Raw genomic sequence first — 26,058 nt, 5'->3', positions numbered from 1 at the left:
ACTAGGAAGGAAAGAACTTCTTGTGATGGCCTCACTTTTTTTTGATAATCTCTGCTAAAAGTTTTTTGGCCCGTAAAAGTTTTACTTTGATATTGTTTATGGGTTCATTGAGTTCTTTTGCTATTTCTGCGTAACTCAATTCATTAAAATATCTAAGGTTGATGACTTTTTGATAGTGAGGTTTTAATTTTTTAATGTCTTGTAAAAGATTGGCAAGATTTTGTTCTATAATTAATTGATCTTCTACAGAAGGTGTTTCATCCAAAACCTTTTTTACAACGTCACCATGGGTATCCATTTCATCTAAAAGGCTTCTTTTTCTTTTTCGGATAAGGTCTACATGAAGATTTTTGGAAATAGTAATGAGCCACGTCTTAAATTCATAGGCATCATCGTAGGTATTTATCTTATCAAAAGCCTTGGAAAAGGTTCTGATTGTAATATCCTCGGCATCATTTTCGTTTTTAGTCCTAGTGAGCTGAAATCCATAAACATCGTTCCAAAAAGTATCCAAAAGTATGCTAAAGGCAATTTGATTACCATCTATTGCCTTTTTTATGTTCTCCTGAATGGACTGCTCAACTTTGTTCAAAAACTTTATTTTGCAGAGTGGGTATTAAAAATGAGCTATTGTAATTCTGGAACAGAGTCCTTTTTACAGTCTTGTTCAGATGGAAGTTTTCCACAGAACCCGCAAGCTTCTCCGTCGTTATTTAAATAAGGATTCTGACTTGCACAGGTGCCAGCAAATTTACCATCTTTTTTAGACCATATTTTAATGGCAATTCCGGCAAATGCAAGTCCTAATAGACCTATGGTCAATAATGCGAGCTTCATATTCCAACTTTTGGACAAAGTTACAAAATACCTGTTTAAAGGAACCGAAGTTTAAGGATACTTTAGAGGTAGTGTTTAATAAGTGATATTGGCCACTATATTTTGAACTGTAGGTGAGGTATTGCCTCCTTCTGGTTCAATGGTAATGTATCCTATTGCATTTTCTGCATATGGAAGCGCCAAGAGTTTATTTTTATCATCAAATTGTTTGATGACACCCAAATTGACCAACTCTCCATTTACTTCTGCCCACATTTGAAAACATTTGTTTTCAGGAAGGTTGGGCACATTACTAACATTGATATAGGAAAGTTTTTTTACTGGATTTATGTAAGCTACGGCCTTAAGCTCTTTAGCTTCCATTTTACCTTTTACATTATATCTTTTAGTACCTGGGTTGTTAAGAACGATAAACTGGTTTCTAACATCTTCCAGTTGATTTTTCATGTTTTCCTCCAAAGACTTCATTTGGTTGGTAACCAAAGTATTTTCTTCTTGAAGACTTTTGCTTTGATTCCAGAAAAAGTATGAAGAGCCAGCAAATATCATTATGGCCACACTGGCCGCAATTGCATAACGGAAGAATTTTTTACTTGCAACTTGCTCTTTTCTAGCACTGTGAAGAATAATCTCCTTAAGACCTTCAGGTGTTTTTCTAGCATATGTCTTAGCAAAAGCTTCCAAGTTATCTTGAAGCTCATTGTAAGTTTCCCTTACTTCAGGATACATAGTGATGTACCTTTCTGCTTTAAGGTTTTCTTCTTTAGAAGTATCCCCTAAAAGATATTTTTCCAGTATATCGGAATCCAAGAATATTTTTACTTTTTCTTTCATGGTAATAAAATTATCAATAGAAGTATAGTCATTGTTGTACCGTAAATCTTACCAAGTTCCCTTAAACCAATTTTTAATCTTGATTTAACTGTTCCCAGTGGAATATCCAACTCTTCACTTGCTTCTTGCTGCGTCATTCCTTGAAAAAAAAGAGCTTCCAAAACGATTTGATATTTGGACTCTATTTTCTCCAAGTTATCTTGGACATCCATAAATTCTGGCCTTATGCCGTTTACTCCTAGATTATATACGTCTGAAACGTCTATTTGGACTTCTTTGTCTGATTTATTGTTAACACTTCTTAACTTATCTATCGCTGTGTTTCTTGTAATGCGAAACAGCCATGTGAAAAGTTTTGCTTTGGATGGATCGTAAGAATCTGCTTTTTTCCAGATTTTTATGAAACTTTCTTGAAGAACATCTTGTGCCAAATCCTCATCTCTAACAACTTTATAGGCCACACCAAAAAGAGTATCTCCATAGTTATCATATAAAAGTGATATTGCTTTATCATCTTTTTCAGCAAGTAATGAAACAATATGTTTCTCGATTAGTGTACTCATTTATGGGTCGTTAGGGTAAAATTTTAGGGGGCTAAAATCTAAAATAACGTTTATATCGTATATACAACAACGCTAAATTAGGAAAAGGATTATTTGTTAGCGTTTAAATGCAAGATAAAGAAAGAATACTTAGATAAGTACATACAATTTTGGTTAGTTTGGTTTGGTATAACCCCTGTGATTGATTCAATGCGGGGGTTATTTTATTATATTAACTTCTGGGTGAATGCGAATTTTGAATTTACTATCCACTTCTTGATGAATTAATTGCGCCAGTTCCAGTATTTCCCCACCAGTGGCATTCCCATAATTTACAAGCACTAAGGCCTGTTTTTCATGTACACCGGCATCTCCAAATCGCTTTCCTTTAAATCCACATTGTTCTATTAACCAACCCGCGGGAATCTTAAATTGATCCTTGTCCATGCTATAAGAGGGAATGTCAGGATGTATTTTTTTAAGCTTTTCTAAGTTTTTTCTGGAAATCACCGGATTCTTAAAGAAACTACCACTATTTCCAAGCTCTTTAGGGTCGGGTAATTTGCTTTGTCTTATTGCTATTACAGCGTTGGATACATCTTGTATAGTAGGGTAAACAACACCATTTTTCTTAAGTTCACCTTCAATGGCACCATAACCTGTGTTTAAATCATGATTTTTCTTGGTTAGTTTTAAACTTACTGATGTTATGATGTACTTATTTTTAGCATCATTCTTGAAAATAGAATCTCTATAACCAAATTCACAATCTTTTGCATCAAAGGCGATTAAATTGCCGCTTTCTATTTCCATAGCGGAACAACTTACAAACACATCTTTGAGTTCCACACCATATGCGCCAATGTTCTGAATGGGTGCAGTTCCAGTATTTCCTGGGATAAGCGAAAGGTTTTCTAATCCACCATAACCATTGTCTAAACTCCAAAGTACCAGTTCATGCCAATTTTCTCCTGCCATGGCCTTAACCACAACTTCCTCCTCATTTTCTTCAACAACCGTTATACCTTTTAAATTGATATGCATCACTAAGGCATCAATATCGTTGGTAAGCAACATATTGCTTCCGCCGCTTATGATAAACTTTTTTGGATACGCTTCAAGTTCAAGTACCTTTTGGAGTTGTGCAAGGCCATTTATTTCAATAAAAAAACGAGCTTTTGCGTCAATACCAAAGGTATTGTAGCTTTTTAACGATATGTTTTCTTGAATGTTCACTTGGTGTTATATGTTTTCAAGGCTTCTCCCAATATTTGAACAGCCTTAATAAGTTGTTCTTTTTCAAGAACATATGCAATTCTTATTTGATTTTCACCTAATCCCTCGGTGGCATAAAATCCCGCAGCTGGAGCGACCATCACAGTACTTCCGTCCACTTCAAATTTTTCTAAAAGCCATTGGGCAAAATCATCAGAATTAGAAACAGGCAGTTCAACAACACAGTAGAACGCTCCTTGAGGTATTGCAATCCTAACACCTTCTATTTTTTGTAGCTCGGAAACAAGAATATTTCTTCTTTCCACATATTCTTTAATAACCTCATCAAAATAGCTTTGCGGCGTTTCCAAAGCAGCTTCACTGGCAATTTGAGCAAATGTTGGTGGGGATAATCGTGCTTGGGCAAATTTCATTGCAGTTTGTATAACTTCCTTGTTTTTAGAAACCAAACAGCCAATACGTGCCCCACACATACTATATCTTTTAGAGACGGAGTCTACAATAATGGCATGCTCTTCAAGCCCTGATTCTTGTAAAATGGAATAATGTTCCCGCCCTTCATAAGTAAACTCTCTATACACTTCATCTGCAACTAAAAACAAATTATGTTTTTTAACCAGATTTGCTAGTTGTTTAATCTCTTCTTTACTGTACAGATATCCGGTAGGGTTTCCGGGGTTACAGATAAGAATGGCTTTTGTCTTAGGACTTATTAGTTTTTCAAAATCTGCAATTGGTGGCAGCGCAAAATTACTCTCAATAGAAGATGCGATTGGTACCACATTTACTCCAGAGGCTGTTGCAAAACCATTATAGTTGGCATAAAAAGGTTCAGGAATAATTATTTCATCATCACCGTCCATAATGGTTCCCATTACAAAAGAAAGGGCCTCTGACCCTCCCGTGGTTACAATTATATCTTGGGCCGTGACATTTATGTGTTTTTTGGAATAATAAGCAGCAATTTTTTCTCTGTATTGCTCGGAACCTTCTGTCATGCTGTATGCAAGAACTTCAATGGTGTGGTTTCTTACAGCATCCAACGCTATTTTGGGAGTCTTAATATCTGGTTGCCCAATATTTAAATGAATTACATGAGTACCTCTTTTTTTCGCTTCTTCGGCATAGGGAACCAATTTTCGAATAGGAGAGGCTGGCATTTGTAGCCCTTTTTTAGATATACCTGGCATGCTTTAAATTTTAAGCAAAAATGGTAAAACCAACTCTTGGAAACAACACATTATTACATTATTTGAGCGGTTATAGGAATGTTAAATTAAAGTTAGAGTCAGTTATTATTTTGTATATTGAATTACATAACCTTTTAGAAGTAAGCAAATTGAAAAAAACCCTACATCTTTTTACACTTCTTTTTGTGTCACTTCCTTTTTTGATTTCGGCACAGGGCTTCAAGTTGCCCAAGGATCAAAAGTTTCAAAAAATCAATTTTGAGCTTATAAATAACCTTATCATAATCCCTATTGAAATTAATGGTGAGGAACTCACTTTTGTATTGGATTCAGGAGTGAGTAAGCCTATTCTTTTTAACCTTTCTGATAGAGATTCACTTCAAATTAACAATGTTTCGGAGGTTACAATTAGAGGACTAGGGGATGGTGAACCCATGAAAGCCTTGAGCTCCAAAGGAAATGTGTTTAAACTAGGAAAAGTAAAGAACTACAACCAAGATTTATATGTGGTTTTGGATAAAGAAATTAATTTCTCCACGTCTTTGGGAATTCCCGTTCATGGTATTTTGGGGTACGACTTGTTTAGGGACTTTAAAGTAGAGATCAACTATCATTCACGAAACATTAAACTACATAATCCTGATCTTTACGAGCATAACCCCCATAACAAATCTCAAACGTTGCGCTTGTCCATAGAACGTAGAAAGGCCTATGTTGAAGGGACTGTTTTAATGGAAGATGATGAAGATATTCCTGTTAAACTATTGGTGGATACAGGTAGTAGTGATGCACTTTGGCTTTTTAGAGAACCGGAAAAAGGACTAGAAATACCTGAAAAGAACTATGAAGACTATTTGGGACGAGGTTTAAGCGGAGATATTTTTGGTAAACGAACAAAGGTGAGTGGTATTAAAATTGGGAGTTTTGAGTTAAAAGATGCCAAAGCGGCCTTTCCCTATAGAGAGTCTTTCGGATTTATTAAAAACTTAGGCGATCGTAACGGAAGCGTGGGTGGTGAGATTTTAAAACGGTTTAATATCATTTTTGACTACGCCAGGGGACAAGTCACCTTTAAAAAGAATGGAAATTTTAGAGCCCCGTTTCAATACAACATGGCCGGTATAGAATTACAGCACAATGGACTTAGATATATTGCGGAGAGTATAGCAGGTTTTAATGGAGTGATACAAAGTGAAGAAGGCTCCTTCGGAAATGTTCAGATTCTTTTGGAAAATAAGACCAGACTTAGTCTAGTTCCAGAAATCATTGTTTCTGGTATTAGGGCCGGAAGTCCCGCAGCAGAGGCCGGACTGCAAACTGGTGATGTTATATTGGCGGTTAACGGGAAAAAAATACATCGTTATAAATTACAGGAAGTCCTAAAAATGTTGAATGACAAAGAAGGAAAGCGTATACGTGTTTTAATAGAGCGCTATAACAAAGATTTATTGTTCTCATTTGTGCTTAAAAAGGTATTCTAAACAAAAAGTCCCATGAATAAAAATTCACAGGACTTTTTAGTTTCAATATTATTTTCTTCTACTTGGCTCCTTCAGCCTTAACGTTTCCTTTAATTTTAAGAACTTTAGTAGGAGTATCCGCATTAGAGGTTACAGTAATTGCTTTTCTGATCGGACCAACTCTTTTGGTGTCATATTTCACCTGAATCTGCCCAGTTTTACCAGGTAAGATAGGTTCTTCTGGCTTTTTTGGAATAGTGCATCCACAACTGGATTTAACATTACTGATTACCAACGGAACACTTCCGGTATTGGTAAACTCGAAAACTCGAACTCCATCACTGCCTTTTGCAATTTCACCGTAATCGACGGTCTCACTTTTAAATTCAATTTTTGCTGTAGACTCTTGGGCAAAAACGCCTAAAGACAAAAGTCCAACGAACAACATGAGTACAGTTTTTTTCATCATTTCTAGTTTTGGGTGAACTTCAAATTTAAATGTTTTCACACCTGCATCCAAAATTCTTTTGTTATGTAATAACGTTACTTATTTTTGTTTCGTATTTCGGGATTGGTTCTTGGTTGAAGAATAGTGTTAAATTAACATTACTCTTCTCCTTAAAAAACCCAATCTGAGTACCAAAAGGACAAAAACTATACCGAAAAATGGAAATTCCATCAAAATACGACCCAAATAGGGTAGAAGAGCACTGGTACACCTACTGGATGAAACATGATTTTTTTAGTTCAAAACCAGATGATAGGGAGCCTTATACCATAGTAATACCACCGCCTAACGTAACAGGAGTGTTGCATATGGGGCATATGCTCAATAATACCATTCAAGATGTGCTCATTAGAAGAGCAAGGCTTATGGGGAAGAATGCTTGTTGGGTTCCAGGGGCCGATCATGCGGCCATTGCCACTGAGGCAAAAGTGGTGGCTAAACTAAAGGAGGATGGTATTGAAAAATCTGATTTGACTCGGGAAGAGTTTTTAAAACATGTTTGGGACTGGACCGATGAGTATGGGGGAGTTATTTTTAAACAGTTGGAAAAACTTGGGTGTTCCTTGGATTGGAAGCGTAAAAAATTCACAATGGATGACGATATGTCAGCATCTGTTATTAAAGTTTTTGTGGATTTATACGAAAAAGGCCTGATTTACAGGGGGTATCGAATGGTAAATTGGGATCCAGAAGCTAAAACTACCTTGTCTGATGAGGAAGTAGTGCACGAAGAACGTCAAGGCACCCTATATTACTTGGCTTACCAAATTGAAGGCTCAGATGAAAAAGTTACTATAGCAACAACACGTCCTGAGACTATTTTAGGGGATACCGCTATTTGTATTAATCCTAACGATGAAAGATATAGACATCTAAAAGGAAAAAAGGCCATAGTTCCCATTTGCAATAGGGTTATTCCCATTATTGAGGATGAATATGTAGATATTGAATTTGGTACAGGTTGCTTAAAAGTAACTCCAGCACATGATGAAAATGATAAGAATTTAGGAGATAAGCATGGCCTGGAGGTTATAGATATCTTTAATGAAGATGCTACGCTTAATTCTTATGGACTTCAATATCAAGGGAAAGACCGTTTTATAGTCCGAAAGGAAATCTCCAAAGAGCTTGAAGAAAATGGTTTTTTGGTGAAAACCGAACAACATATTAATAAAGTGGGTACTTCTGAGCGTACCAAAGCGGTTATTGAGCCTCGACTGTCAGACCAATGGTTCCTTAAAATGGAAGGCTTGGCCAAGCCCGCTCTAGACGCGGTACTAAAAAATGGTGAGGTTAAACTATATCCTAAAAAGTTTGAAAATACATACCGTCATTGGATGGAAAACATAAGGGATTGGAACATTTCCCGCCAATTATGGTGGGGACAGCAGATTCCTGCTTACTACTATGGAGATGATAAAAACGACTTTGTTGTAGCAGAAAGCAAAGAAGAAGCACTTAAAAAGGCGCAAGCCAAGAATCCAAAAATTCAAGAGTCCGATTTACGCCAAGATCCAGATGCCTTAGATACCTGGTTCTCTTCATGGTTGTGGCCGATAAGTGTTTTTGATGGAATTTTAAATCCTGATAATGAAGAGATAAATTACTATTACCCAACAAGTGATTTGGTCACAGGACCGGATATTTTGTTCTTCTGGGTGGCAAGGATGATCGTTGCTGGCTATGAATATCAAGGAAAACGACCTTTTGAAAATGTATACTTAACAGGATTGGTACGCGATAAGCAACGTAGAAAAATGTCCAAACAATTGGGGAACTCACCTGATGCCCTCAAACTCATGAAAGATTTTGGGGCTGATGGAGTTCGTGTAGGACTTTTGTTAAGCTCAGCAGCAGGAAATGACCTAATGTTTGATGAAGCTTTATGTCAGCAAGGAAAAAACTTCGCAAACAAGATTTGGAATGCCTTTAGATTGGTAAAAGGTTGGGAGGTTGCAGATTTACCTCAGCCTGAGGCTGCAAAAATTGGAATTGATTGGTATACTGCCAAGTTTAATCAAACTCTTGCTGAGATTGAAGACCATTTCTCAAAATACAGGATTTCAGATGCTTTAATGGCCATTTATAAACTGGTTTGGGATGATTTCTGTTCCTGGCTATTGGAGATTGTTAAGCCAGCCTATCAACAGCCTATTGATGAGACCACTTTAAGTGCAGTGATTCACCTATTTGAAGAAAATCTAAAACTGTTGCACCCGTTTATGCCCTTTTTAACAGAAGAAGTTTGGCAGCATATTGCGCAGAGAACACCGGAACAAGCACTGATTATTTCCAATTGGCCAAAAGTAGCCGAAGTAAATACTGATTTGATTTCTGATTTTGATTTTGCTGCTGAGGTAATTTCGGGTATACGCACAATTAGAAAGGAGAAAAACATTGCTCAAAAAGAAGGGCTGGAACTTTCAATTTTAAATAGCGGAAAAATAAGTGCCCAGATGGATGCCATTATCACCAAATTGGGCAATATTACTCATATAGAAACTGTGGATAAAGGATTAGATGGCGCTTTGAGTTTTAGAGTAAAAAACAATGAATACTTTATTCCTATTGGTGGAGCCATTGATATTGAGGCAGAAATCAAAAAGATTACCGACGAACTTACTTATACCAAAGGCTTTTTGCAATCCGTTCAAAAGAAACTCAGCAATGAACGCTTTGTAAGCAATGCCCCAGAAAAAGTTGTGGCCATTGAAAAAAAGAAAGCATCAGATGCAGAAGCCAAAATTGAGACTTTGGAAAAGAGTTTGGCTAGTTTGGGGTAACATTTTTCAGAATTCAAATGGAATAAAACAAGTGGCAATAATAACTCTTGATTTATCTTAAGGGTATTTTGCTACTTGGTTTTAAGCTGTATGAGAATTAATTTAAAGAATTACTGTAACAGTCGTGTTTTGAGATGTGTCTAAATCATAAAACAACAATTATGATTTATAAAAGATGCATGTATGTAGCATTGGTCATCTGCTTAGGTATGACCACTAATATGAATTCTCAAACACAAAAAGTTATGCAGACCAAAACAATTTCAAAAGATCGACAAGATGTTCTTAACGCAATCGAGTCTATGACTCGATCCTTTAATAGCAAAGACATTGAGGGTATCATGGCTAGTTATCAAACCGGTGCTTTGGTTATTTTTGAACCAGAGACCATGGTAACCGATTTTAAAGTACTAAAGGAAATGTTTTTGGGTGCTTTTTCGATCAATCCAAAATTTGAGTACCCTAAAGGCCATGAGATTTTTGTTCATGGTGATGTTGCAACCCATATTGCCCCATGGACTATGACCGGAACCGCACCAGATGGTACCATAATCCAACAAAGTGGACTTTCCATGGCAAATCTTAAAAAGCAGAAGAATGGTAAATGGTTGCTTACGTTTGATAATCCGCATGGAAGTTTTTTAATGAAAAAGTAAAAGATGAACTCACAACTAAATGAAAATACATCTGATGAAGTTCTTATTGAAAAAGCCCTTTCTGGTGATAAATCTGCTTTGGAGTTTCTGATTATAAAGAATCAAGATTGGATTTTCAATGTGGCGTTGACCTTTGTTGGTGATACAAATGAGGCGGCAGACCTGACTCAGGAAGTATTGATCAAGGTCATTACAAAACTAGAAACTTTTAAACAGAACAGTAGTTTTAGAACATGGATGTATCGTATCATAAAAAACCACTTTTTGAATATGAAAAGAGGAAAACACGAGATAAATCCCCCAACTTTTGAACAATTTGGTCATGGATTAGATCAGTTACCAAATGAATCCCTTTCTGATTATTCCTTTGAAGTAGAGGAAAAACTATTGGTAAAAGAGGCTAAAATTAGCTGTATGAAAGGAATGCTCTTGTGCCTTGATCGAGAGCAAAGGCTCATATATATTATTGGGGAGTTATTTGAGTTCCCAGATTCTGTTGGGAGCGAGATTATGGAAATTTCCAAGGAAAACTTCAGGGTAAAATTACATAGAGCTAAAAAGCAGCTATATAATTTTATGAATCATAAATGTGGCCTCCTTAATAAATCCAACCCCTGTAGATGCCATCGTAAGACAGCTGGTTTTATAAAAATTGGTTATGTAGATCCAGTGGAGCTTAGTTTTCAAAAAGATGTTATCAGTGAGATAAATGAGGTGATAGATAAGAAAGTAGAAGCCTATTCCAACGAGGTTTTGCCAGATTATTTAAAACTCTATCAGGAACATCCATTTTTAAAATGTCCGGACAAGTTGGAGTCTATTAGGAAATTACTTTCTACTAAAAGCATTAAGGAGACCTTTAATTTATAGGAGCACTTTAGGTTTATAGCAGATTTATGCCTCTCTCTCCTTTTTTGGAGAAGGAGGTATATGCGGTCAATGTTTTTTGCAATCTGTATCTTTATAATAATTATAATTTCAGCATATGCCTAAAGCTCCAAAACGTAATATTTCGGCCACCGGAACTATAGAATTTTCAAATTTAAAGGTTACAGAGCCTTCAGATTATGCTGCCGGGATTCCTGGAATAAAGGCCGCTTTGGAGCACGTAAGCAAAGAAGCTGGTTTGTTTAGGTCTTTGAAAACCCTTTCCCATATGAATCAAAAGGAAGGTTTTGATTGTCCAGGTTGTGCATGGCCAGATCCTGAAAAGCCTTCCAAATTGGGTGAATACTGTGAAAACGGGGCTAAAGCGATTGCAGAGGAAGCTACATTGGAACGGGTAGATAGGAATTTTTTTGAGAAACATTCTGTTGAGGAAATTTCTACATGGACAGATTATCGCATCGGAAAAAGTGGCAGAATTACTGAACCTTTCATTTTAAGGCCAGATTCGATTCATTATGAGCCTATTTCCTGGGCGGAGTCTTTCAAAATTATTGCGAAAAATCTACATACTCTTCATTCTCCAGATGAGGCCATTTTCTATACATCTGGGCGTTCTAGCAATGAAGCTGCCTTTTTATACGGTCTTTTTGTGCGTGCTTTTGGCACTAACAATATGCCAGATTGTTCCAATATGTGTCACGAATCTAGTGGAGTGGCGCTTTCTGAAACATTGGGAATAGGCAAAGGTTCTGTTGTTTTAGAAGATTTTCCGGAGGCTGAAGTTGTCATTGTCATTGGGCAAAACCCGGGAACCAATCATCCTAGAATGCTGACTGCATTGCAAAAATGCAAAGAAAATGGAGGTAAGATCATTACCATTAATCCTCTTTCAGAAAGTGGATTGAACAGATTTAAAAACCCACAACAACTCAGTGGAATATTAGGTGGAGGAACCCAACTCACTGATATTTTTCTTCAAGTAAAAATCAATCAAGATGTTTCTTTGTTAAAACTTATTATGAAGCGTTTGGCAAAGCGCCATAAAGAAGGGGAAAGGATATTTGATGATGCATTTATCTCAGAGAAAACAAGTGGGTATCAAGAGCTATTGGATGATTTGGAGAGCCATGATGAAGATCAATTGCTCCAATTATGTGGGGTAGATTCCGCACAAATTGATTTGGCAGTTGAGCTACTTGCTAAAAATACAAAAATCATTATTTGCTGGGCCATGGGACTTACGCAACATAAAAATGGAGTTGAAAATATAAAAGAGTGTGTAAATCTGTTATTGCTTAAAGGAAGTATAGGCAAAAAAGGGGCGGGGACCTGTCCTGTTCGCGGACACAGTAATGTGCAAGGAGATAGAAGCGTGGGAATTATGCACCATGTTTCAGAATCTTTGAACAAATCCATTCAGAACGTATTTGGTTTTCAACCACCAAATAAAGAAGGCTTGGATACAGTGAATGCTATACAAGCAATGCACAAAGGAAAGGCCAAGGTTTTTATCGCGTTAGGTGGAAATTTTGTTTCTGCAGCGTCAGATACCATATATACTTCGGATGCACTCCAGGCCTGTGATTTAACGGTTTCAGTTAGTACAAAACTAAATCGCACGCACCTTACTGCTGGTAAAATAGCTTTGATCTTACCCACTTTGGGTAGGACAGAGAAGGACAAGAAGCGCTTTGTAACCGTAGAGAACAGTATGGGGAAGGTACATCAAAGCGAAGGTAGGTTAGAACCCGCTAGTGACCATCTAATGAGCGAGCCAGAAATTATCGCCAACATAGCTCGGGCATATTTTGGTGCAGATGCTCAGATTGATTGGATGACTTTAGGAACTGACTACAATTTGATTAGGGAGAAAATTTCCATGGTTTTGAATGGTTATGAAGAATATTCCAATAGATCAAAAGGATCTGGATTTTACTTGCCTAATAATACTAGGGAGGCGGATTTTTCAAAATTACCAGATGGCAAAGCCCAGTTTTCAGTATGTAAACTTCCGCAACATAATTTAGAAACTGATGAATTTGTATTGATGACCGTTCGCAGTCATGACCAATTTAACACGACTATTTATGGTATGCATGATAGGTATCGTGGCATTTATGGAGAACGAAGGATTGTTTTTATGAATCCAAGTGATATGAAAAACCAACAATTACACGCTCAACAAGTGGTGGATTTGGTGAGCAATTATGATGGAAAAGAGCGGCGAGCGGAAAAATTCAAGCTAATTCCTTATGATATTCCTTCTGGGAATTTATGTGCATATTTTCCAGAAACCAATGTACTGGTCCCTATAGATTTGTATGCAGATAAGAGTAACACTCCGGTTAGTAAGTCGATTATCGTAAAGATACAGTCCGTTTAGTCATCTACCCTATTTATTGAGAGAACGTCTTTATCGATTGGTAATCGATGACTTTAGATGATTTTTTTATCTTTAGAAACATGGAAACCTATGCCACAGCTTTATTATATGCTACTCCATTTTTTATAGGGTTTGTACTTTTTGAAGTTCTATATGGGCATTTTGTAAAAAAACAGATGCACAATGTAATGGACACCATAAGCAGTTTAAGCTCCGGACTTACCAACGTAGTTAAAGATTCATTAGGCCTTGGGATTATTATTGTTACGTATCCTTTTCTATTGGATTTTTTTGCATTAACTGAAATAAAAGAGACTTGGTTGGTCTGGATTGTGGCCTTTTTTGCTCTTGATTTTGCAGGCTATTGGAACCATCGTTTAAGTCATAGCATCAATTTTTTTTGGAACCAACATGTAATACATCACAGTAGTGAAGAGTTCAATTTGGCCTGCGCGCTAAGGCAATCTATCTCCAATTTGTTGGGGTATTTTCCATTATTATTGATTCCCGCGGCGTTGTTAGGTGTTCCACATAAGGTAATCACCATTTTGGCTCCTATTCATTTATTTGCCCAATTCTGGTATCATACAAGACACATTGGTAAAATGGGATGGTTAGAATACATTATTATAACACCGTCACAACATAGAGTGCATCATGCAATCAATCCGGAATATATAGATAAGAATCTGGGTCAGATTTTTAGCTTTTGGGATAGAATGTTTGGGACTTTTCAAGAAGAACTACCAGAAGTTCCGCCTCAATATGGTGTCTTAAAACCAGCCGGTACATGGAATCCCATACTTATCAATTTTCAACATATTTGGAGGTTAATAAAAGATGCATGGCGTACCAATAGCTATTGGGATAAACTAAGAATTTGGTTTATGCCAACAGGATGGAGGCCAGAAGATGTGAAGGAAAAGTATCCAATTCGAATTATTCAAGATGTTTATAACTTCAAAAAATATAAACCTGAAGCTTCCAAAGACCTGAAGGGCTATTCAATTTTTCAACTATTGGTAAACACCATATTAATGTTGTTTATGTTCTATAATTATTCTGAAATAGGTTTTAGTGGTCTCCTTTTATTTGGGGCGTATATATTTATTGGAATTTATGGATACTCAACTTTGATGGATAAGGAAACCTATGCAGTTTGGATTGAAGTTTTTAGAAGTATCGCCGGACTAGCTTTGATTTTTATAACGGATGATTGGTTTGGTTTGAACAGTTATTTTTCGATAGGCAGCTACTTGGTGGGCCTCTATTTTGTAATTACAATCTTTGGCGGGGTGTATTTTGCTTATTTTGAAAAGAAAGATATACTTTCAAATTTGGCACCTTAAGATTTCTTGACTTCTTTATTTACCAAATCAATATAACCTTGCATAGCTTCTTCAATGCCTATGTTTTGGGCTTGAATCATGGCATTGGCTTTAAATGCATTAATAAGTGGAGTTTTACTTCCGGGATTACCAAAATTCTTATTTGCCACCTTGAAGTATGCATATAGTTTTAGCAAAAGATCCGCAGGCATAGGCTCTGTGTAGCTATTTACGTAAGCTACTGCTTCTTCAAACTGTTTATGTAATTTGGCTCTATCAGTCATCTTTTTTCCGAATAGATGCTATACAAGTTTTTGCGCCGACTACTTTTTGGTCCAATTTTACCGCAACGTCACAATCCAGTGGTAAAAACAAATCTACTCTAGAACCAAATTTAATAAAACCTGCATCTTGTCCCTGTGAAACTTGTTCGCCTTCCTCCGCATAGTTTACAATGCGGCGCGCCACGGCACCGGCAATTTGTCTATAGCCGATCTCTCCAAATTTTGGAGTGTGCAATATTACTGTAGTACGTTCATTTTCGGTGCTGGATTTTGGATGCCAGGCCACTAAGTATTTACCAGGATGATATTTTGAATAGGTTACCGTTCCACTCGCGGCATAGCGCGTAACATGTACATTTAGAGGAGACATGAATATGGAAACTTGTTTACGCTTGTCCTTAAAATATTCAGGTTCTTCAACCTCTTCTATTACAACAACTTTACCATCAACAGGAGCAAGTATTTCATCAAAAGTTGGGGTTACCGGTCTTTTGGGATTTCTGAAGAATTGCAATATTAAAATCAATAGAGTAAGTGAGGCAACTTGAACCGCCAACTTAACCCATTCAATAGCTATATAGAAATGTGCAGAAAGGATAATGGCAACCACTATGAAAAAGGCTGTAATTATAATTTTTTGACCCTCTTTATGAAACATACGAAAATATATTAAGTACTAAATATGCAAATGGAGCTGCAAATACCAAACTGTCTAATCTATCCCAAATACCGCCATGTCCTGGCAATATTGCACCACTATCCTTTACACCGGCAATTCTTTTAAACTTGGATTCCAATAAATCCCCTAGGCTGCCAGCTACTACTATTACGACGGCAAGAATTAGCCATTCAAATGTCTTAAGGTTAGTTTCATATTCTGATAAAATGTATGCTGCTACCAATGCAAAAATAAGACCTCCCAAAGAACCTTCAATGGTTTTTTTTGGAGAAACTGCGGAATATAATTTTGTTCGCCCAATAGACCGCCCAACTAAATAGGCAAAAGTGTCATTAACCCAAATCAAAATAAAAATGCCCATAATAAGAAACTTGGCAAAATCATTTTGCTTGTAGGGAATCATGGTTAAAAATATGCACCCGCCACCAATGTAAAAAACAGCAATAATAAATTTTTGAAACTCACTAAACTGTTTTGCTTTTTTGGAGAATAAAAACGCCAAGAGTGCTAAATCTACCGTAATGGTGAGTAACATGAGTATGGTGATAATGGTGGTATCATGAACTAGATAAATGAAAGCCCACCAAAGAGCCAAATAGGCTACAAAAATATAATACCCTTTTAGGCGAACATTTTTTTTGAACTCATATAGACAAGCCAAACCAAAGGTCATAAAGAGAAAATCAAAAGCATCTGAGCTTAAAAAAACAGCTCCCATTAGGAGCACCACATAGATGACCCCTGTAATAGAGCGCCTTAGAATTTCTTTCATGAGGTTAGTAGTCTTCTAGGAGTAAAAGATATACATTTTTTGAAGCACTTCCGTAGGATAGGAAATCATTTTTGTTTTCTGGGGTAGGTTGGAAGTGTTTTAGTGTTGTAATATTATTAGGAATATTTTTTTGATATTTCTCTTTGATAACCTTTAATGCCTCACTTATAGAATCCACTAATTGGCTAGTGGTGGCAAAGACGATCAAGTTAGAAGGGAGTTCATCCAGTTTTTTTTCTTTGATTTGATTTGAACAAACCAAAATAGAACCATTATGTGCAATCAAATGCTCGCAGGTGGTAAAGAAAATATCACTTTCTTTTCGGTTGTCCGTAAATTCGATTTTTTCAGAAGAAAAACGACTTTGTAGTCGTTGGTCAAGAGTATAAAATAGATGACTTTGCCAATCGTTCTCAGAAATAATGCTCTTTAAAGCTTCAGAAATTTCAGAGTCATCTTCGCAATAAATAAACTTACCCCCGTTTTTTTTAAAGTATATGGTAAACTTTTCGTCAACGGGAATTTTTAAGTCGGGCATATGATCTCCACGAGTCTCCACTGTTTCCTTGGAAACCTTTTTGCCACCTCCAAAAAGCTTGTCAAAAACTCCCATTTATGCTATCAACAACATTTAATCATTCGAAATTGTTTTTGGAAATTGAATTTAATCAGTAGGTTCCATTTCTACTTTTTCGAATGGTCTTTTTCCAAAAATCTTCTCTAAATCATCTTTAAAGATAACCTCTTTTTCTAAAAGTCTATCTGCTAGCTCTGTAAGTTTATCCTTGTTATCGGCTAAAAGTTTTATCGCTCGCTGATACTGCTCTTCTATCATTTTTGATATTTCCTCATCTATTTTCTGAGCGGTTTCTTCACTATACGGCTTTGTAAAACCGTATTCATTGTTCCCTGAAGAATCATAATACGTAATATTTCCCAGTTGCTCATTAAGCCCATAAATGGTGACCATAGCTCTTGCTTGTTTGGTAACTTTTTCCAAATCGCTAAGTGCACCAGTTGATATTTTGTCGAAAATAACACGTTCTGCAGCTCTTCCTCCCATGGTTGCACACATCTCGTCTAACATTTGCTCTGGGCGAACAATTAAGCGTTCTTCTGGTAGATACCAAGCAGCTCCTAGGGATTGCCCTCTAGGAACAATGGTAACTTTTACCAAAGGTGCAGCATGCTCCAACATCCAGCTTACCGTAGCATGGCCAGCTTCATGGTATGCAATGGTCTTCTTCTCTTCAACGGTTATGATTTTATTTTTCTTTTCAAGACCGCCTACAATTCTATCAACAGCATCTAAGAAATCTTGTTTGTTTACTGCTTTTTTCTCTTTTCGTGCAGCAATCAATGCAGCTTCATTGCAAACATTTGCAATATCAGCTCCAGAGAAACCTGGTGTTTGTTTAGCAAGAAAATCCAAATCAAGCGTTTCTGCAGTTTTAATAGGACGAAGGTGAACCTCAAAGATTTCCTTTCGTTCTCTTATGTCTGGAAGATCTACATAGATTTGACGGTCAAAACGACCTGCACGCATTAATGCCTTGTCCAATACATCTGCACGGTTGGTAGCAGCTAGCACAATAACATTGGTGTTGGTGCCAAAACCATCCATTTCAGTTAATAATTGATTCAGTGTGTTTTCACGCTCATCATTAGAACCTGTAAAGTTGTTTTTACCTCTAGCACGACCGATGGCATCAATTTCATCAATAAAAATAATTGCTGGTGATTTATCCTTGGCTTGTTTAAAAAGGTCTCGTACACGCGATGCGCCCACCCCCACAAACATCTCAACAAAATCTGAACCAGATAGTGAGAAAAATGGAACCTTTGCTTCGCCAGCTACTGCTTTGGCCAAAAGGGTTTTACCTGTACCAGGAGGTCCTACTAATAGGGCTCCTTTCGGTATTTTTCCTCCTAAAGAAGTGTATTTATCTGGATACTTAAGGAATTCTACAATTTCTTGAACCTCTTCTTTTGCTCCTTCAAGTCCTGCAACATCTTTGAACGAAGTCCTGGTATCTGTTTTTTCATCAAACAGTTTCGCTTTTGATTTTCCTATATTGAAAATCTGACCTCCAGCACCGCCGCCGGCACCGCCAGACATTCTTCGCATCAGGTAAATCCAAATACCTATAATCAATGCAAATGGAAGTAGCGAGAGCAATAACTCTCCTAAAACGTTTGACTCTGTATCAAAATCAACAATCGTATCAAGATTGTTTTCTTTTTTGATGCTTTTTATTTCGTCCTCAAAATTCTGAAGATCTCCATAGTCCAAAATGTACTGTGGAATTTTTCCTGCAGAAAAATTAAAAGGTTTCTCCGAAACATTTTTGTGCACATCTTTTTGAAGTGCTTCCTCGGTTAAGAAGACCTTTGCCTGTCTTGCATTCGTTATAATCAGGATTTCGGAAATGTCTCCATTTCTTAAATACTCTTGCAGTTCCGAGGTTGTGGTTTTTTCTGTGCTGGAGAAACTGTTTCCTCCAAAAAATTGAAAACCGATAATTAATGCGATTACCACACCGTAAATCCACCAAGAACTAAAACGAGGTTTCTTAGGAGTATTAGAATTGTTGTTGTCTTTTGCCATTTTTTTTAAGAATTGTAGCTGCTCTCCACCATGGTTACTTTAGCGTCACCCCAAAGCCCTTCTATGTCGTAGAATTCCCTAATGTGTTTTTGAAATACATGAACAACAACATTTACATAGTCCATCAAAATCCATTCTGCATTTTCAGAACCTTCAACATGCCAAGGTTTATCTTGTATAGCTTTGCTGACAGTTTTTTGGATTGATGAAACAATTGCGTTTACGTGCGTGTTAGAAGTACCATTGCAGATAATAAAATAGTCACAAACTGTATTTTCAATTTCCCTAAGATCAAGTAGATTTATGTCAACTCCTTTAACTTCTTCTATTCCATGTAATATTAAGGCAATCAGTTCATCTGCGCTAGCTTTCGTTTTCTGCATTCAAAAATTTTAATTTCTACAAAGTTATATTTTTTTTGTTTTCTTAGCCCTAGTTTTTAACATAACATTGGACGCACCACTTTGGGGGAACTATCACAAATAATCAAACTTGATGCCACGGACTCTACAAATCTCTATTTAAAAGATTTGATGCAATCCAAGACCTTAAATGATTTTACTGTGGTTGTTGCCAAGAGTCAGTTGAAAGGCAGAGGACAAATGGGAACTACTTGGCAGTCCGAAGAAGGTAAGAACTTGACTTTTAGTATCTTGAAGAAATTCAATTCATTTAAAGTAGTTCACCAGTTTAACATGAATATTTGTATTTCCCTTGCAATTTGTGATGCCTTGAGGGAATTATCCGTACCTAATTTAAAGGTGAAATGGCCCAACGACATTATGTCAGGTTCTTCTAAAATTTGCGGCATTTTGATTGAAAATGTTCTTAAAGGGCAGTTGGTTCATAATTCCATCATTGGAATAGGCCTAAATGTGAATCAAACTTATTATGAAAACTTAGAAAAAGTTGCATCGTTAAAGTCGTTAACGGGAAAGTTTTTTGATCTTGATGAACTGCTAAACAAAATTTTAGAAAGATTGAAATTCTATCTTATCGAAATTGAAGGGAAATCAGTTTCCCAACTATTACCTTCTTACTTAAAGTTGCTTTTTAGAAAGGATAAACCTTCAACTTTTAAGAATAAGGAAGGGCAATTGTTTACGGGGTTTATCCGTGGCATCTCACCAGAAGGAAAACTGGTCTTGGAATTAGAAGATAATATATTTAAAGAATATGGATTAAAAGAAGTATCGCTATTGTACTAACTTATTTTATCCAAATTTGACGAGAGCGTCTCCATGAAATTGGTAATCGGAGTTTTTATCATCATGGCCATCATGGCATTAAATTCCCCTTCAAAACTAAGACCTACTTCACTTTCATTTTCGCTTAAAGCCTCTATATTTCCAGTCAGTGTAAATGGTAATTTATCACTTGCTGCCCCAAGTACAACCTTTTCGTTTGAGAACTGCTCTTTTAATCTTAGGATTATTTCTGGCATGCCCTTTAAAGCAAACTTGAAAGTTTTTTCATCTAAAACCTCAAATTTGTCAATATTATCAGGCATTAAAGTCTTAAAATTTTTGATGTCGCTTAAAAAATCAAAAACTTCTTTATCACTTTTGGCCACTTTCTTTTTAGAGACTTCAATATGCATATTGTAAAATTATTTCCATTGCTGCGGATTTGATTTCCACTGCAACAAGGTTTGTAGATGAGATTCTTTTATATAATTGGTTTCAGAAGCTTGCTCAATCAAATGGTCATAATCTGATAAAGTATGAAGCTTCACATTTTCATTTGAAAAATTTTCTGTCGCAGTGGCAAATCCATAAGTAAAAATGGCAATCATACCCTGCACGTTGGCTTGTTGGGCCTTTAATGCTTTTACTGCATTTAGACTGCTTTTACCTGTGCTTATTAGGTCTTCAATGACCACCACATTTTGCCCTGGTTCCAAATAGCCTTCAATCTGATTCTGTCTACCGTGCGATTTTGGTTCTGGGCGAACATAGATAAATGGCAGTCCCATTGCCTCAGCAACTAAAATGCCAATCCCTATAGCTCCTGTAGCAACTCCGGCAATAACATCTGGTTTTCCATACAATGTTTCCACCTGTTTTGCCATCTCTTCTCCTACATAATTTCTTATTTTGGGATAGGAGAGCATAACTCTATTATCACAATAGATAGGAGATTTCCAACCAGAAGCCCAAGTAAATGGATTTTCTGGTTCCAACTTAATTGCATTAATTTGTAGCAGAAGTTCGGCTGTTTTTTTTGCAGTGTCCTTGTTTAAAACCATTGCGCAAATGTATAAAGTTTTTGTTAATGAGTCCCCACTGATTTTAACAAATGAGCGTCAAGAGAATTCTAATGGAAACCTCTTTTCTTTGGATGGTGATTCTATACTAATGGCTATAGATTCTTTGTCTAAGGGTAGGTTGAAAGAAGCTTACATATACCATCCGGATGAAGAAAAAATACTTGATGTTTTTATGCATAAGCTTCCGGTAGTGGTAGCAGGAGGAGGGTTTGTAACAAATCCAAAAGGCAAGATTTTATTCATTTATAGAAATGATAAATGGGACTTACCTAAAGGTAAGGTTGACAAAGGCGAATCTATTGAAAAGGCAGCTATTAGAGAGGTAGAAGAGGAAACAGGTGTACGAGACTTGGTTATTGACAAGTTTCTACGAACTACATATCATGTCTTTAGAAGAAGCGGAGAATACCGCTTAAAGCAAGTACATTGGTTTGCCATGTACACAACATATGATGGTAAGTTAATTGGACAGAAAGAAGAGGGGATTATGAAAGTAAAGTGGAAAGGTCCTAAAAAAGCAAAAAAAGCGTTAAAAAACTCATACTTCAATATTAAAATTTTATTTGAAGGTTGGTTTAATCCTGAGCAAGAATAGTTGCAGCCCTACTGCCTTTTACAATGCGATAGACCGGGTATCTTAAATAGGGGTCTTCTTTATGTTTTGAGCGCTGATAAATCCAGTCTAGTTGTGCATACCAGTCTTTAGAAAATTCTATATCAATTTCTTTTTTGAGTAAAAAATTACCACGAAGTACAGAATCTTTTTTCAGCATATCCAAGGCTACATCTTCAAAAACATATGGGGAAAACCCCTCTTTTTGTTGAAGAACGGTGTCAAAGAAGTTCCAATTAAAAAAGGAATCTGCTCCTTGGGGTTCAAGGGTTTCCAATATATATCTAATACCATGCTGATTTGTTGGGACTACATAATCACCAGCTCTGAAAGCAACCTTAATCATACTTTTTCCAACTTCAGTATCATAATGAAGGTAGTGCCCTTCATATGGGTTTTCTCTGGTATTGTAATCTACAATTTTATAGGATTCCACTGATAGAACGGTATCTTTCTCTATCTCAAAATATTGAATTCTATTCGCATCCAATCTATCCATTATTTTTTGCCAGCTTTGCTTGATTAGATATGCGGCAGGAACCGTAATTGTATCTTGTGGCGCGTAATAGTTATAATAAGTAGTCTCTTTGGTAAAAGGTTTAGTTTGATCATATTTTAACCTCCACAAACCAGTAACTTGACTTTGTACTCGCTCGGCCTCATACCCTTTAAAATTCAATGTTGATGTTTGGGTGGTATCCACATGCCAGTTGAAGTAATACGCTGAAGCCTTGGGATTTTCTTCCAAAGTCTCTTTGCGCATCGTTTTTATAGTATCGTATTCCTTTTCAGCAACGGATATCATGCTATGCATAAGTTCATAAGTGCCTTCAACCCTCTTTTTATATGGTTTTAGCATATGGGTTTCCACCATTAAACCTAAAGTGCTCCAAAGGGTGGTATAACCTGTTGAATACCTAGGGTGATCTATAAATTGGCTAAAACCAAATTCTGGTGGCCTATTGAACACATTTACATAAGGGGTGATATCCAAATCTTTATCTGCCAATGATTTTTCTACTTTGGGCATAAATTCTTTATGAAGATAATTGCCAAGTTTTCCACCCATCTTGTTGTGTTGCGTAAAAAGATGTGTTAATGTGTATTGATAATCTGCGCCGTTGCTTACATGGTTGTCAATAAAAATGTCGGGTTGTACTAAATGAAAAATCTGTGTAAAGGTCTTTGCATTTTTAGTATCCATTTTTATAAAATCCCTGTTCAGATCATAATTCAATGCATTTCCGCGAAAACCATATTCAGATGGTCCGTTTTGATTTGCTCTGGTCGTAGAATTTCTATACAAAGCTCCTCCAATATTGTAAATAGGAATGGTTACTAAAATTGTGTTTTTTGGGTGAGATAGTTTTTTTGTTGCCAAATCACGATAAAGAAGCATGGTGGCATCAATACCATCGCTTTCTCCAGGATGTATGCCGTTATTAATTAGGATAATGGCTTTTTCCTTACGCACGTTTTCAAAATTAAAATCCCCATCAGGATTAAAGGTGACCATATGCAAGGGGTACCCACTATCTGTTTGTCCTAAAGTTTGAATATTGATTTCAGGAAAATCCTTTGCCAATTTTATATAAAAAGCAATGGTTTCTTCATATGTGGGAGTCTCTTTTCCTTGTGAGGTTTCAAAAAATGTTTGGTAGGAGGCAATTTTATCTTGTGTTTGGGTTTCACAGGATAAAAAGAATATTAGTACTATCAAAAAAAATAAATACTTCAAGGTCGTGGAATGCTAATTGAAAATAGGCTTGGGAAAATTTCTTTCCTACGATAAAAATAGGCAATAAAATAATTATGATGCTATATTGACCCTGTTCAGGTCAGTAGCTTCAATTTTGTATATGGGTTTGTTTTTGAAGTTAAGATAGTGTAGGCACTTTAACCTAAAGTCATTCCATCTTTGATAATCTAAAGGATCGATAGATGATGTAATCACATTAATGATTATTTTTTCCTTGATATCCATGCCAACAAACTCTTCCAAAAACTCCCATCCATCCATAATGGGCATATTGATGTCTAAAAAAATAACCTCTGGCACAGAAGCTCCTTTTTCAATCCTTTTTGTTAACCCTTCCAACGCTGTTTTTCCATTTTCAAAGGCTTTAATTTCTTTGCAAATGACAGTGGTTTTCAGCATTTTTTTTATGCCGAAAATTGTTATTGGGTCATCATCTATAATAAATATGCTATTAATCTTCTTCATTAAAATAAACATTGAATGTAGTCCCCTTATCCACTTCACTACTTACAGTTATATTACCACCCATTGCCTCTACTTGATTCTTTATAATATATAGACCAAGACCTCTAGCATCTTTGTTGTTATGAAAGGTTTTGTACATTCCAAAGATTTTACCTCCGTACCTATTTAAATCTATGCCCATACCATTATCACTTATGCTGAAAACGACACTTTTTTCTTGTTTTTGAGCACTTAAGGTAATGGTGGGATTTTCTTTTGGTTTGCAATACTTTACGGCATTGGTAACTAAGTTTAGAACAATGCTCTCCAGGTATGCAGGAACACTCATTACCGATAAATTATTTGGAACGGAATTAATGAATTCCACTTTGTTTTTCACCAAGAAACCAGCTAGATTTTGTTGAACTTTAAGAATGTTCTCGTTGAGGTTTAAAGATTTCTTATCTAGATTGACATTGGTACTTATATCCACAACTTCATTTAAATTTTCCAATGTATCTAATAGATTATCAGAAGCATGGGACAACATTTTCATGATTCTTTTTTTCTCCTTTTCTTCTTTTTCTTTAATAAGAAATTCTAGAAGCATAGAAAAATTGGCTGTATGTGATCTTAAATTGTGAGAAACAATGTGCGCGAAGTTTATTAATTTTTTGTTTTGTATTGCGGTTACATTGATTAAATCCTGTAATTGATCTTCCTTTTGTTTTATATGGGTGATATCCATACTCATGCCAATTAGGCCGTATGCTTTACCCTTAATGTCTAGAAGCGGAATCTTTGAGGTTAGAAAATTAGTTGCGCTACCATCTTTTCTTACATTAATGGTTTCTCTTCCGATCATAGGTTTTAATGTGCGCATTACTTCTAGATCCTCATCTCTTGAAATCTGCGCTACTCTATCATCATAAAGATCAAAATCCGTTTTACCTATTAAATCCTTTGAATTAGCGCCTAAGTATTCACACTCCGTTTTGTTTACCAGTATTTTTCTAGATTCCTTGTCCTTTATAAAGACATTTATGGGAAGATTATCAATTAAGGTAGTCAATAACTGTTCGCTTTCCTTTGTCTTAATTTCAGCTAGAACTTGATCGTTAATATCTTGAAAAGTTCCAAAGAGCTTAACAATCTTTCCATTTTTCTTGATGGCTTTTCCACCGGCTGTCACCCATTTCTCTTCCCCTTTATTGGTAATTATGATTAAGCGCTCGTTATATGGGGTTCCATCTTCCAATGCTTTATGGAACAACATGGAAATTTTGTTTCTGCTATATCCCTGTTTGTAGAATTCTATACCCTGATTTATCTTGGGTTTAAAGTTGGGTGAGACTTGGTGAATTTCTTTAGTTACTTTACACCAAGTAAGATTTTCCGTGGATATGTCATATTCCCAACTACCTACTTTGGCAACCTCGGATTTTGCCTGAAGCAAAGTTTTGATTCTTTCAAGTTCAAGTTCTTTTTCAATTTCCTTAGTTATGTCTTCTATTTGTACTATTGTTCCAAGTACATTTTCTTTTTCATCAAACCAAGGCGCAAAAGTACTTTCAAACCATCTTTCATTTTCTTTCTCATTTCTTTTATGACGAATTACCTGTTTGTGCTTTTTTGACAAACATTCCTTTAGCGTTTTGCTTGAAAACTCTTTATGGCTATCGTAAAAATCAAAAACGCTTCTGTTATGTGTATTTTTTGGTTCGAAATGTTCTAAATCAAAAATGTTCAACCATGAATTAGAGGCTTCTATCAAAGAATAATTCGTATCAACAAGAGCGGTGGCTTTAGGTAATTGCTTTAATAAGTAATGGTAAGGAACGGTTTCAATTGTTTTCAAAATAAGGTTCAGATTTGGGGGTTCTTTGAAACTATAAGAAATTTCTGACTAAAATAGTAGTATTGCTATTATTCACTCATTTATTGTTGCGAACTACAACAAATATGTGGTTTGCTAAACGAAATGA

The 26,058-nt window shown here is 36.1% G+C and carries 26 protein-coding genes; 8 read left to right on the top strand and 18 right to left on the bottom strand.

Translation table 11 applies throughout. The features are described 5' to 3' along the window. Positions 1 to 31: 31 nt before the first annotated feature. From SJY44_RS15655 to SJY44_RS15630, 6 genes are all read right to left on the bottom strand, one after another. Positions 32 to 592 (bottom strand): sigma-70 family RNA polymerase sigma factor, encoded by a 561-nt coding sequence (locus SJY44_RS15655; RefSeq protein WP_298931180.1) that lies wholly within the window; start codon positions 590 to 592, stop codon positions 32 to 34. A gap of 35 nt (positions 593 to 627) precedes the next feature. Beyond that, positions 628 to 837: a membrane or secreted protein gene (locus SJY44_RS15650; RefSeq protein WP_298931183.1), complete on the bottom strand. Its 210-nt coding sequence runs from the start codon at positions 835 to 837 to the stop codon at positions 628 to 630. A 75-nt stretch (positions 838 to 912) separates the two neighbouring features. After that, positions 913 to 1,671 (bottom strand): anti-sigma factor, encoded by a 759-nt coding sequence (locus tag SJY44_RS15645; RefSeq protein ID WP_298931186.1) that lies wholly within the window; start codon positions 1,669 to 1,671, stop codon positions 913 to 915. Further along, complete coding sequence (locus SJY44_RS15640; RefSeq protein WP_298931189.1) at positions 1,668 to 2,234, bottom strand: RNA polymerase sigma factor; 567 nt, start codon at positions 2,232 to 2,234, stop codon at positions 1,668 to 1,670. Before SJY44_RS15640 ends, SJY44_RS15645 begins: the two co-directional genes overlap by 4 nt. A 198-nt stretch (positions 2,235 to 2,432) precedes the next feature. Then, positions 2,433 to 3,449: a UDP-N-acetylmuramate dehydrogenase gene (gene murB, locus SJY44_RS15635; RefSeq protein WP_396590427.1), complete on the bottom strand. Its 1,017-nt coding sequence runs from the start codon at positions 3,447 to 3,449 to the stop codon at positions 2,433 to 2,435. Beyond that, positions 3,446 to 4,639 (bottom strand): pyridoxal phosphate-dependent aminotransferase, encoded by a 1,194-nt coding sequence (locus tag SJY44_RS15630; protein ID WP_396590426.1) that lies wholly within the window; start codon positions 4,637 to 4,639, stop codon positions 3,446 to 3,448. Before SJY44_RS15630 ends, murB begins: the two co-directional genes overlap by 4 nt. A 149-nt stretch (positions 4,640 to 4,788) precedes the next feature. Here SJY44_RS15630 and SJY44_RS15625 point away from each other — a divergent pair, with 149 nt between their 5' ends. After that, a complete protein-coding gene (locus SJY44_RS15625) occupies positions 4,789 to 6,120 on the top strand; it encodes an aspartyl protease family protein (protein ID WP_396590425.1) in 1,332 nt (443 codons plus the stop codon). Between the two features lie 58 nt (positions 6,121 to 6,178). On the opposite strand, the gene SJY44_RS15620 is transcribed toward SJY44_RS15625, so the two are convergent. Further along, complete coding sequence (locus tag SJY44_RS15620) at positions 6,179 to 6,568, bottom strand: DUF1573 domain-containing protein (RefSeq protein WP_396590424.1); 390 nt, start codon at positions 6,566 to 6,568, stop codon at positions 6,179 to 6,181. Positions 6,569 to 6,765: 197 nt separating this feature from the next. Between SJY44_RS15620 and SJY44_RS15615 the strand changes: the two genes are divergently transcribed. The 5 genes from SJY44_RS15615 (at position 6,766) to SJY44_RS15595 (ending at position 14,666) form a co-directional block, all read left to right on the top strand. Beyond that, on the top strand, positions 6,766 to 9,390 hold the full coding sequence (locus SJY44_RS15615) for a valine--tRNA ligase (protein WP_396590423.1): 2,625 nt from the start codon (positions 6,766 to 6,768) through the stop codon (positions 9,388 to 9,390). A gap of 161 nt (positions 9,391 to 9,551) precedes the next feature. After that, positions 9,552 to 10,046 carry a YybH family protein gene (locus tag SJY44_RS15610; protein ID WP_396590422.1) on the top strand — a complete coding sequence of 165 codons (495 nt, stop codon included), beginning with the start codon at positions 9,552 to 9,554 and terminating at the stop codon, positions 10,044 to 10,046. A 3-nt stretch (positions 10,047 to 10,049) separates the two neighbouring features. Continuing rightward, positions 10,050 to 10,916 (top strand): RNA polymerase sigma factor, encoded by an 867-nt coding sequence (locus SJY44_RS15605; protein WP_396590421.1) that lies wholly within the window; start codon positions 10,050 to 10,052, stop codon positions 10,914 to 10,916. A gap of 115 nt (positions 10,917 to 11,031) precedes the next feature. After that, complete coding sequence (locus tag SJY44_RS15600; protein WP_396590420.1) at positions 11,032 to 13,317, top strand: FdhF/YdeP family oxidoreductase; 2,286 nt, start codon at positions 11,032 to 11,034, stop codon at positions 13,315 to 13,317. 80 nt (positions 13,318 to 13,397) lie between these two features. After that, positions 13,398 to 14,666, top strand: coding sequence for a sterol desaturase family protein (locus SJY44_RS15595; protein ID WP_396590419.1), 1,269 nt, complete (start codon positions 13,398 to 13,400; stop codon positions 14,664 to 14,666). Here the strand turns inward: SJY44_RS15595 and SJY44_RS15590 are convergent. Genes SJY44_RS15590 through rsfS form a run of 6 tightly spaced genes read right to left on the bottom strand, consistent with a single transcriptional unit; the run spans position 14,663 to position 19,371 of the window. After that, complete coding sequence (locus SJY44_RS15590; RefSeq protein ID WP_396590418.1) at positions 14,663 to 14,929, bottom strand: acyl-CoA-binding protein; 267 nt, start codon at positions 14,927 to 14,929, stop codon at positions 14,663 to 14,665. The genes SJY44_RS15595 and SJY44_RS15590 overlap by 4 nt on opposite strands. Beyond that, on the bottom strand, positions 14,922 to 15,587 hold the full coding sequence (locus SJY44_RS15585) for a phosphatidylserine decarboxylase family protein (protein WP_298931219.1): 666 nt from the start codon (positions 15,585 to 15,587) through the stop codon (positions 14,922 to 14,924). The genes SJY44_RS15590 and SJY44_RS15585 overlap by 8 nt, the downstream gene beginning before the upstream one ends. Next, positions 15,577 to 16,380, bottom strand: coding sequence for a phosphatidate cytidylyltransferase (locus tag SJY44_RS15580; RefSeq protein WP_396590417.1), 804 nt, complete (start codon positions 16,378 to 16,380; stop codon positions 15,577 to 15,579). Before SJY44_RS15580 ends, SJY44_RS15585 begins: the two co-directional genes overlap by 11 nt. Before the next feature lie 4 nt (positions 16,381 to 16,384). Further along, positions 16,385 to 16,993, bottom strand: a complete 609-nt coding sequence (locus SJY44_RS15575; protein ID WP_298931225.1) for an LUD domain-containing protein — start codon at positions 16,991 to 16,993, stop codon at positions 16,385 to 16,387. A 51-nt stretch (positions 16,994 to 17,044) separates the two neighbouring features. Next, complete coding sequence (gene ftsH / locus SJY44_RS15570) at positions 17,045 to 18,988, bottom strand: ATP-dependent zinc metalloprotease FtsH (RefSeq protein WP_396590416.1); 1,944 nt, start codon at positions 18,986 to 18,988, stop codon at positions 17,045 to 17,047. 5 nt (positions 18,989 to 18,993) lie between these two features. Continuing rightward, positions 18,994 to 19,371: a ribosome silencing factor gene (gene rsfS / locus SJY44_RS15565; RefSeq protein WP_109665181.1), complete on the bottom strand. Its 378-nt coding sequence runs from the start codon at positions 19,369 to 19,371 to the stop codon at positions 18,994 to 18,996. Between the two features lie 81 nt (positions 19,372 to 19,452). Between rsfS and SJY44_RS15560 the strand changes: the two genes are divergently transcribed. Beyond that, positions 19,453 to 20,196, top strand: coding sequence for a biotin--[acetyl-CoA-carboxylase] ligase (locus SJY44_RS15560; RefSeq protein WP_396590415.1), 744 nt, complete (start codon positions 19,453 to 19,455; stop codon positions 20,194 to 20,196). Here the strand turns inward: SJY44_RS15560 and SJY44_RS15555 are convergent. Further along, positions 20,193 to 20,588: an SRPBCC family protein gene (locus SJY44_RS15555; RefSeq protein ID WP_396590414.1), complete on the bottom strand. Its 396-nt coding sequence runs from the start codon at positions 20,586 to 20,588 to the stop codon at positions 20,193 to 20,195. The genes SJY44_RS15560 and SJY44_RS15555 overlap by 4 nt on opposite strands. Before the next feature lie 9 nt (positions 20,589 to 20,597). Then, entirely contained in the window at positions 20,598 to 21,236 is a 639-nt protein-coding gene (gene pyrE / locus SJY44_RS15550; protein WP_298931239.1) for an orotate phosphoribosyltransferase, read from the bottom strand. Positions 21,237 to 21,243: 7 nt separating this feature from the next. Here pyrE and SJY44_RS15545 point away from each other — a divergent pair, with 7 nt between their 5' ends. Further along, entirely contained in the window at positions 21,244 to 21,852 is a 609-nt protein-coding gene (locus SJY44_RS15545) for an NUDIX hydrolase (protein WP_396590413.1), read from the top strand. Here the strand turns inward: SJY44_RS15545 and SJY44_RS15540 are convergent. From SJY44_RS15540 to SJY44_RS15530, 3 genes are all read right to left on the bottom strand, one after another. Continuing rightward, positions 21,833 to 23,608: a M14 family metallopeptidase gene (locus tag SJY44_RS15540; protein ID WP_396590412.1), complete on the bottom strand. Its 1,776-nt coding sequence runs from the start codon at positions 23,606 to 23,608 to the stop codon at positions 21,833 to 21,835. The two genes, SJY44_RS15545 and SJY44_RS15540, sit on opposite strands and share 20 nt — an antisense overlap. Positions 23,609 to 23,680: 72 nt before the next feature. Continuing rightward, positions 23,681 to 24,094 (bottom strand): two-component system response regulator, encoded by a 414-nt coding sequence (locus tag SJY44_RS15535; RefSeq protein ID WP_396590411.1) that lies wholly within the window; start codon positions 24,092 to 24,094, stop codon positions 23,681 to 23,683. After that, positions 24,081 to 25,931, bottom strand: a complete 1,851-nt coding sequence (locus tag SJY44_RS15530) for a PAS domain-containing protein (protein WP_396590410.1) — start codon at positions 25,929 to 25,931, stop codon at positions 24,081 to 24,083. The genes SJY44_RS15535 and SJY44_RS15530 overlap by 14 nt, the downstream gene beginning before the upstream one ends. Positions 25,932 to 26,058 lie beyond the last annotated feature (127 nt).

Origin of the sequence: Allomuricauda sp. R78024, from assembly GCF_044596045.1 — a bacterium.
GTDB lineage: Bacteria > Bacteroidota > Bacteroidia > Flavobacteriales > Flavobacteriaceae > Flagellimonas.
The sequence above is the reverse complement of the archived record's forward strand: the minus strand, read 5'-3'. Positions and strand labels throughout refer to the sequence as shown.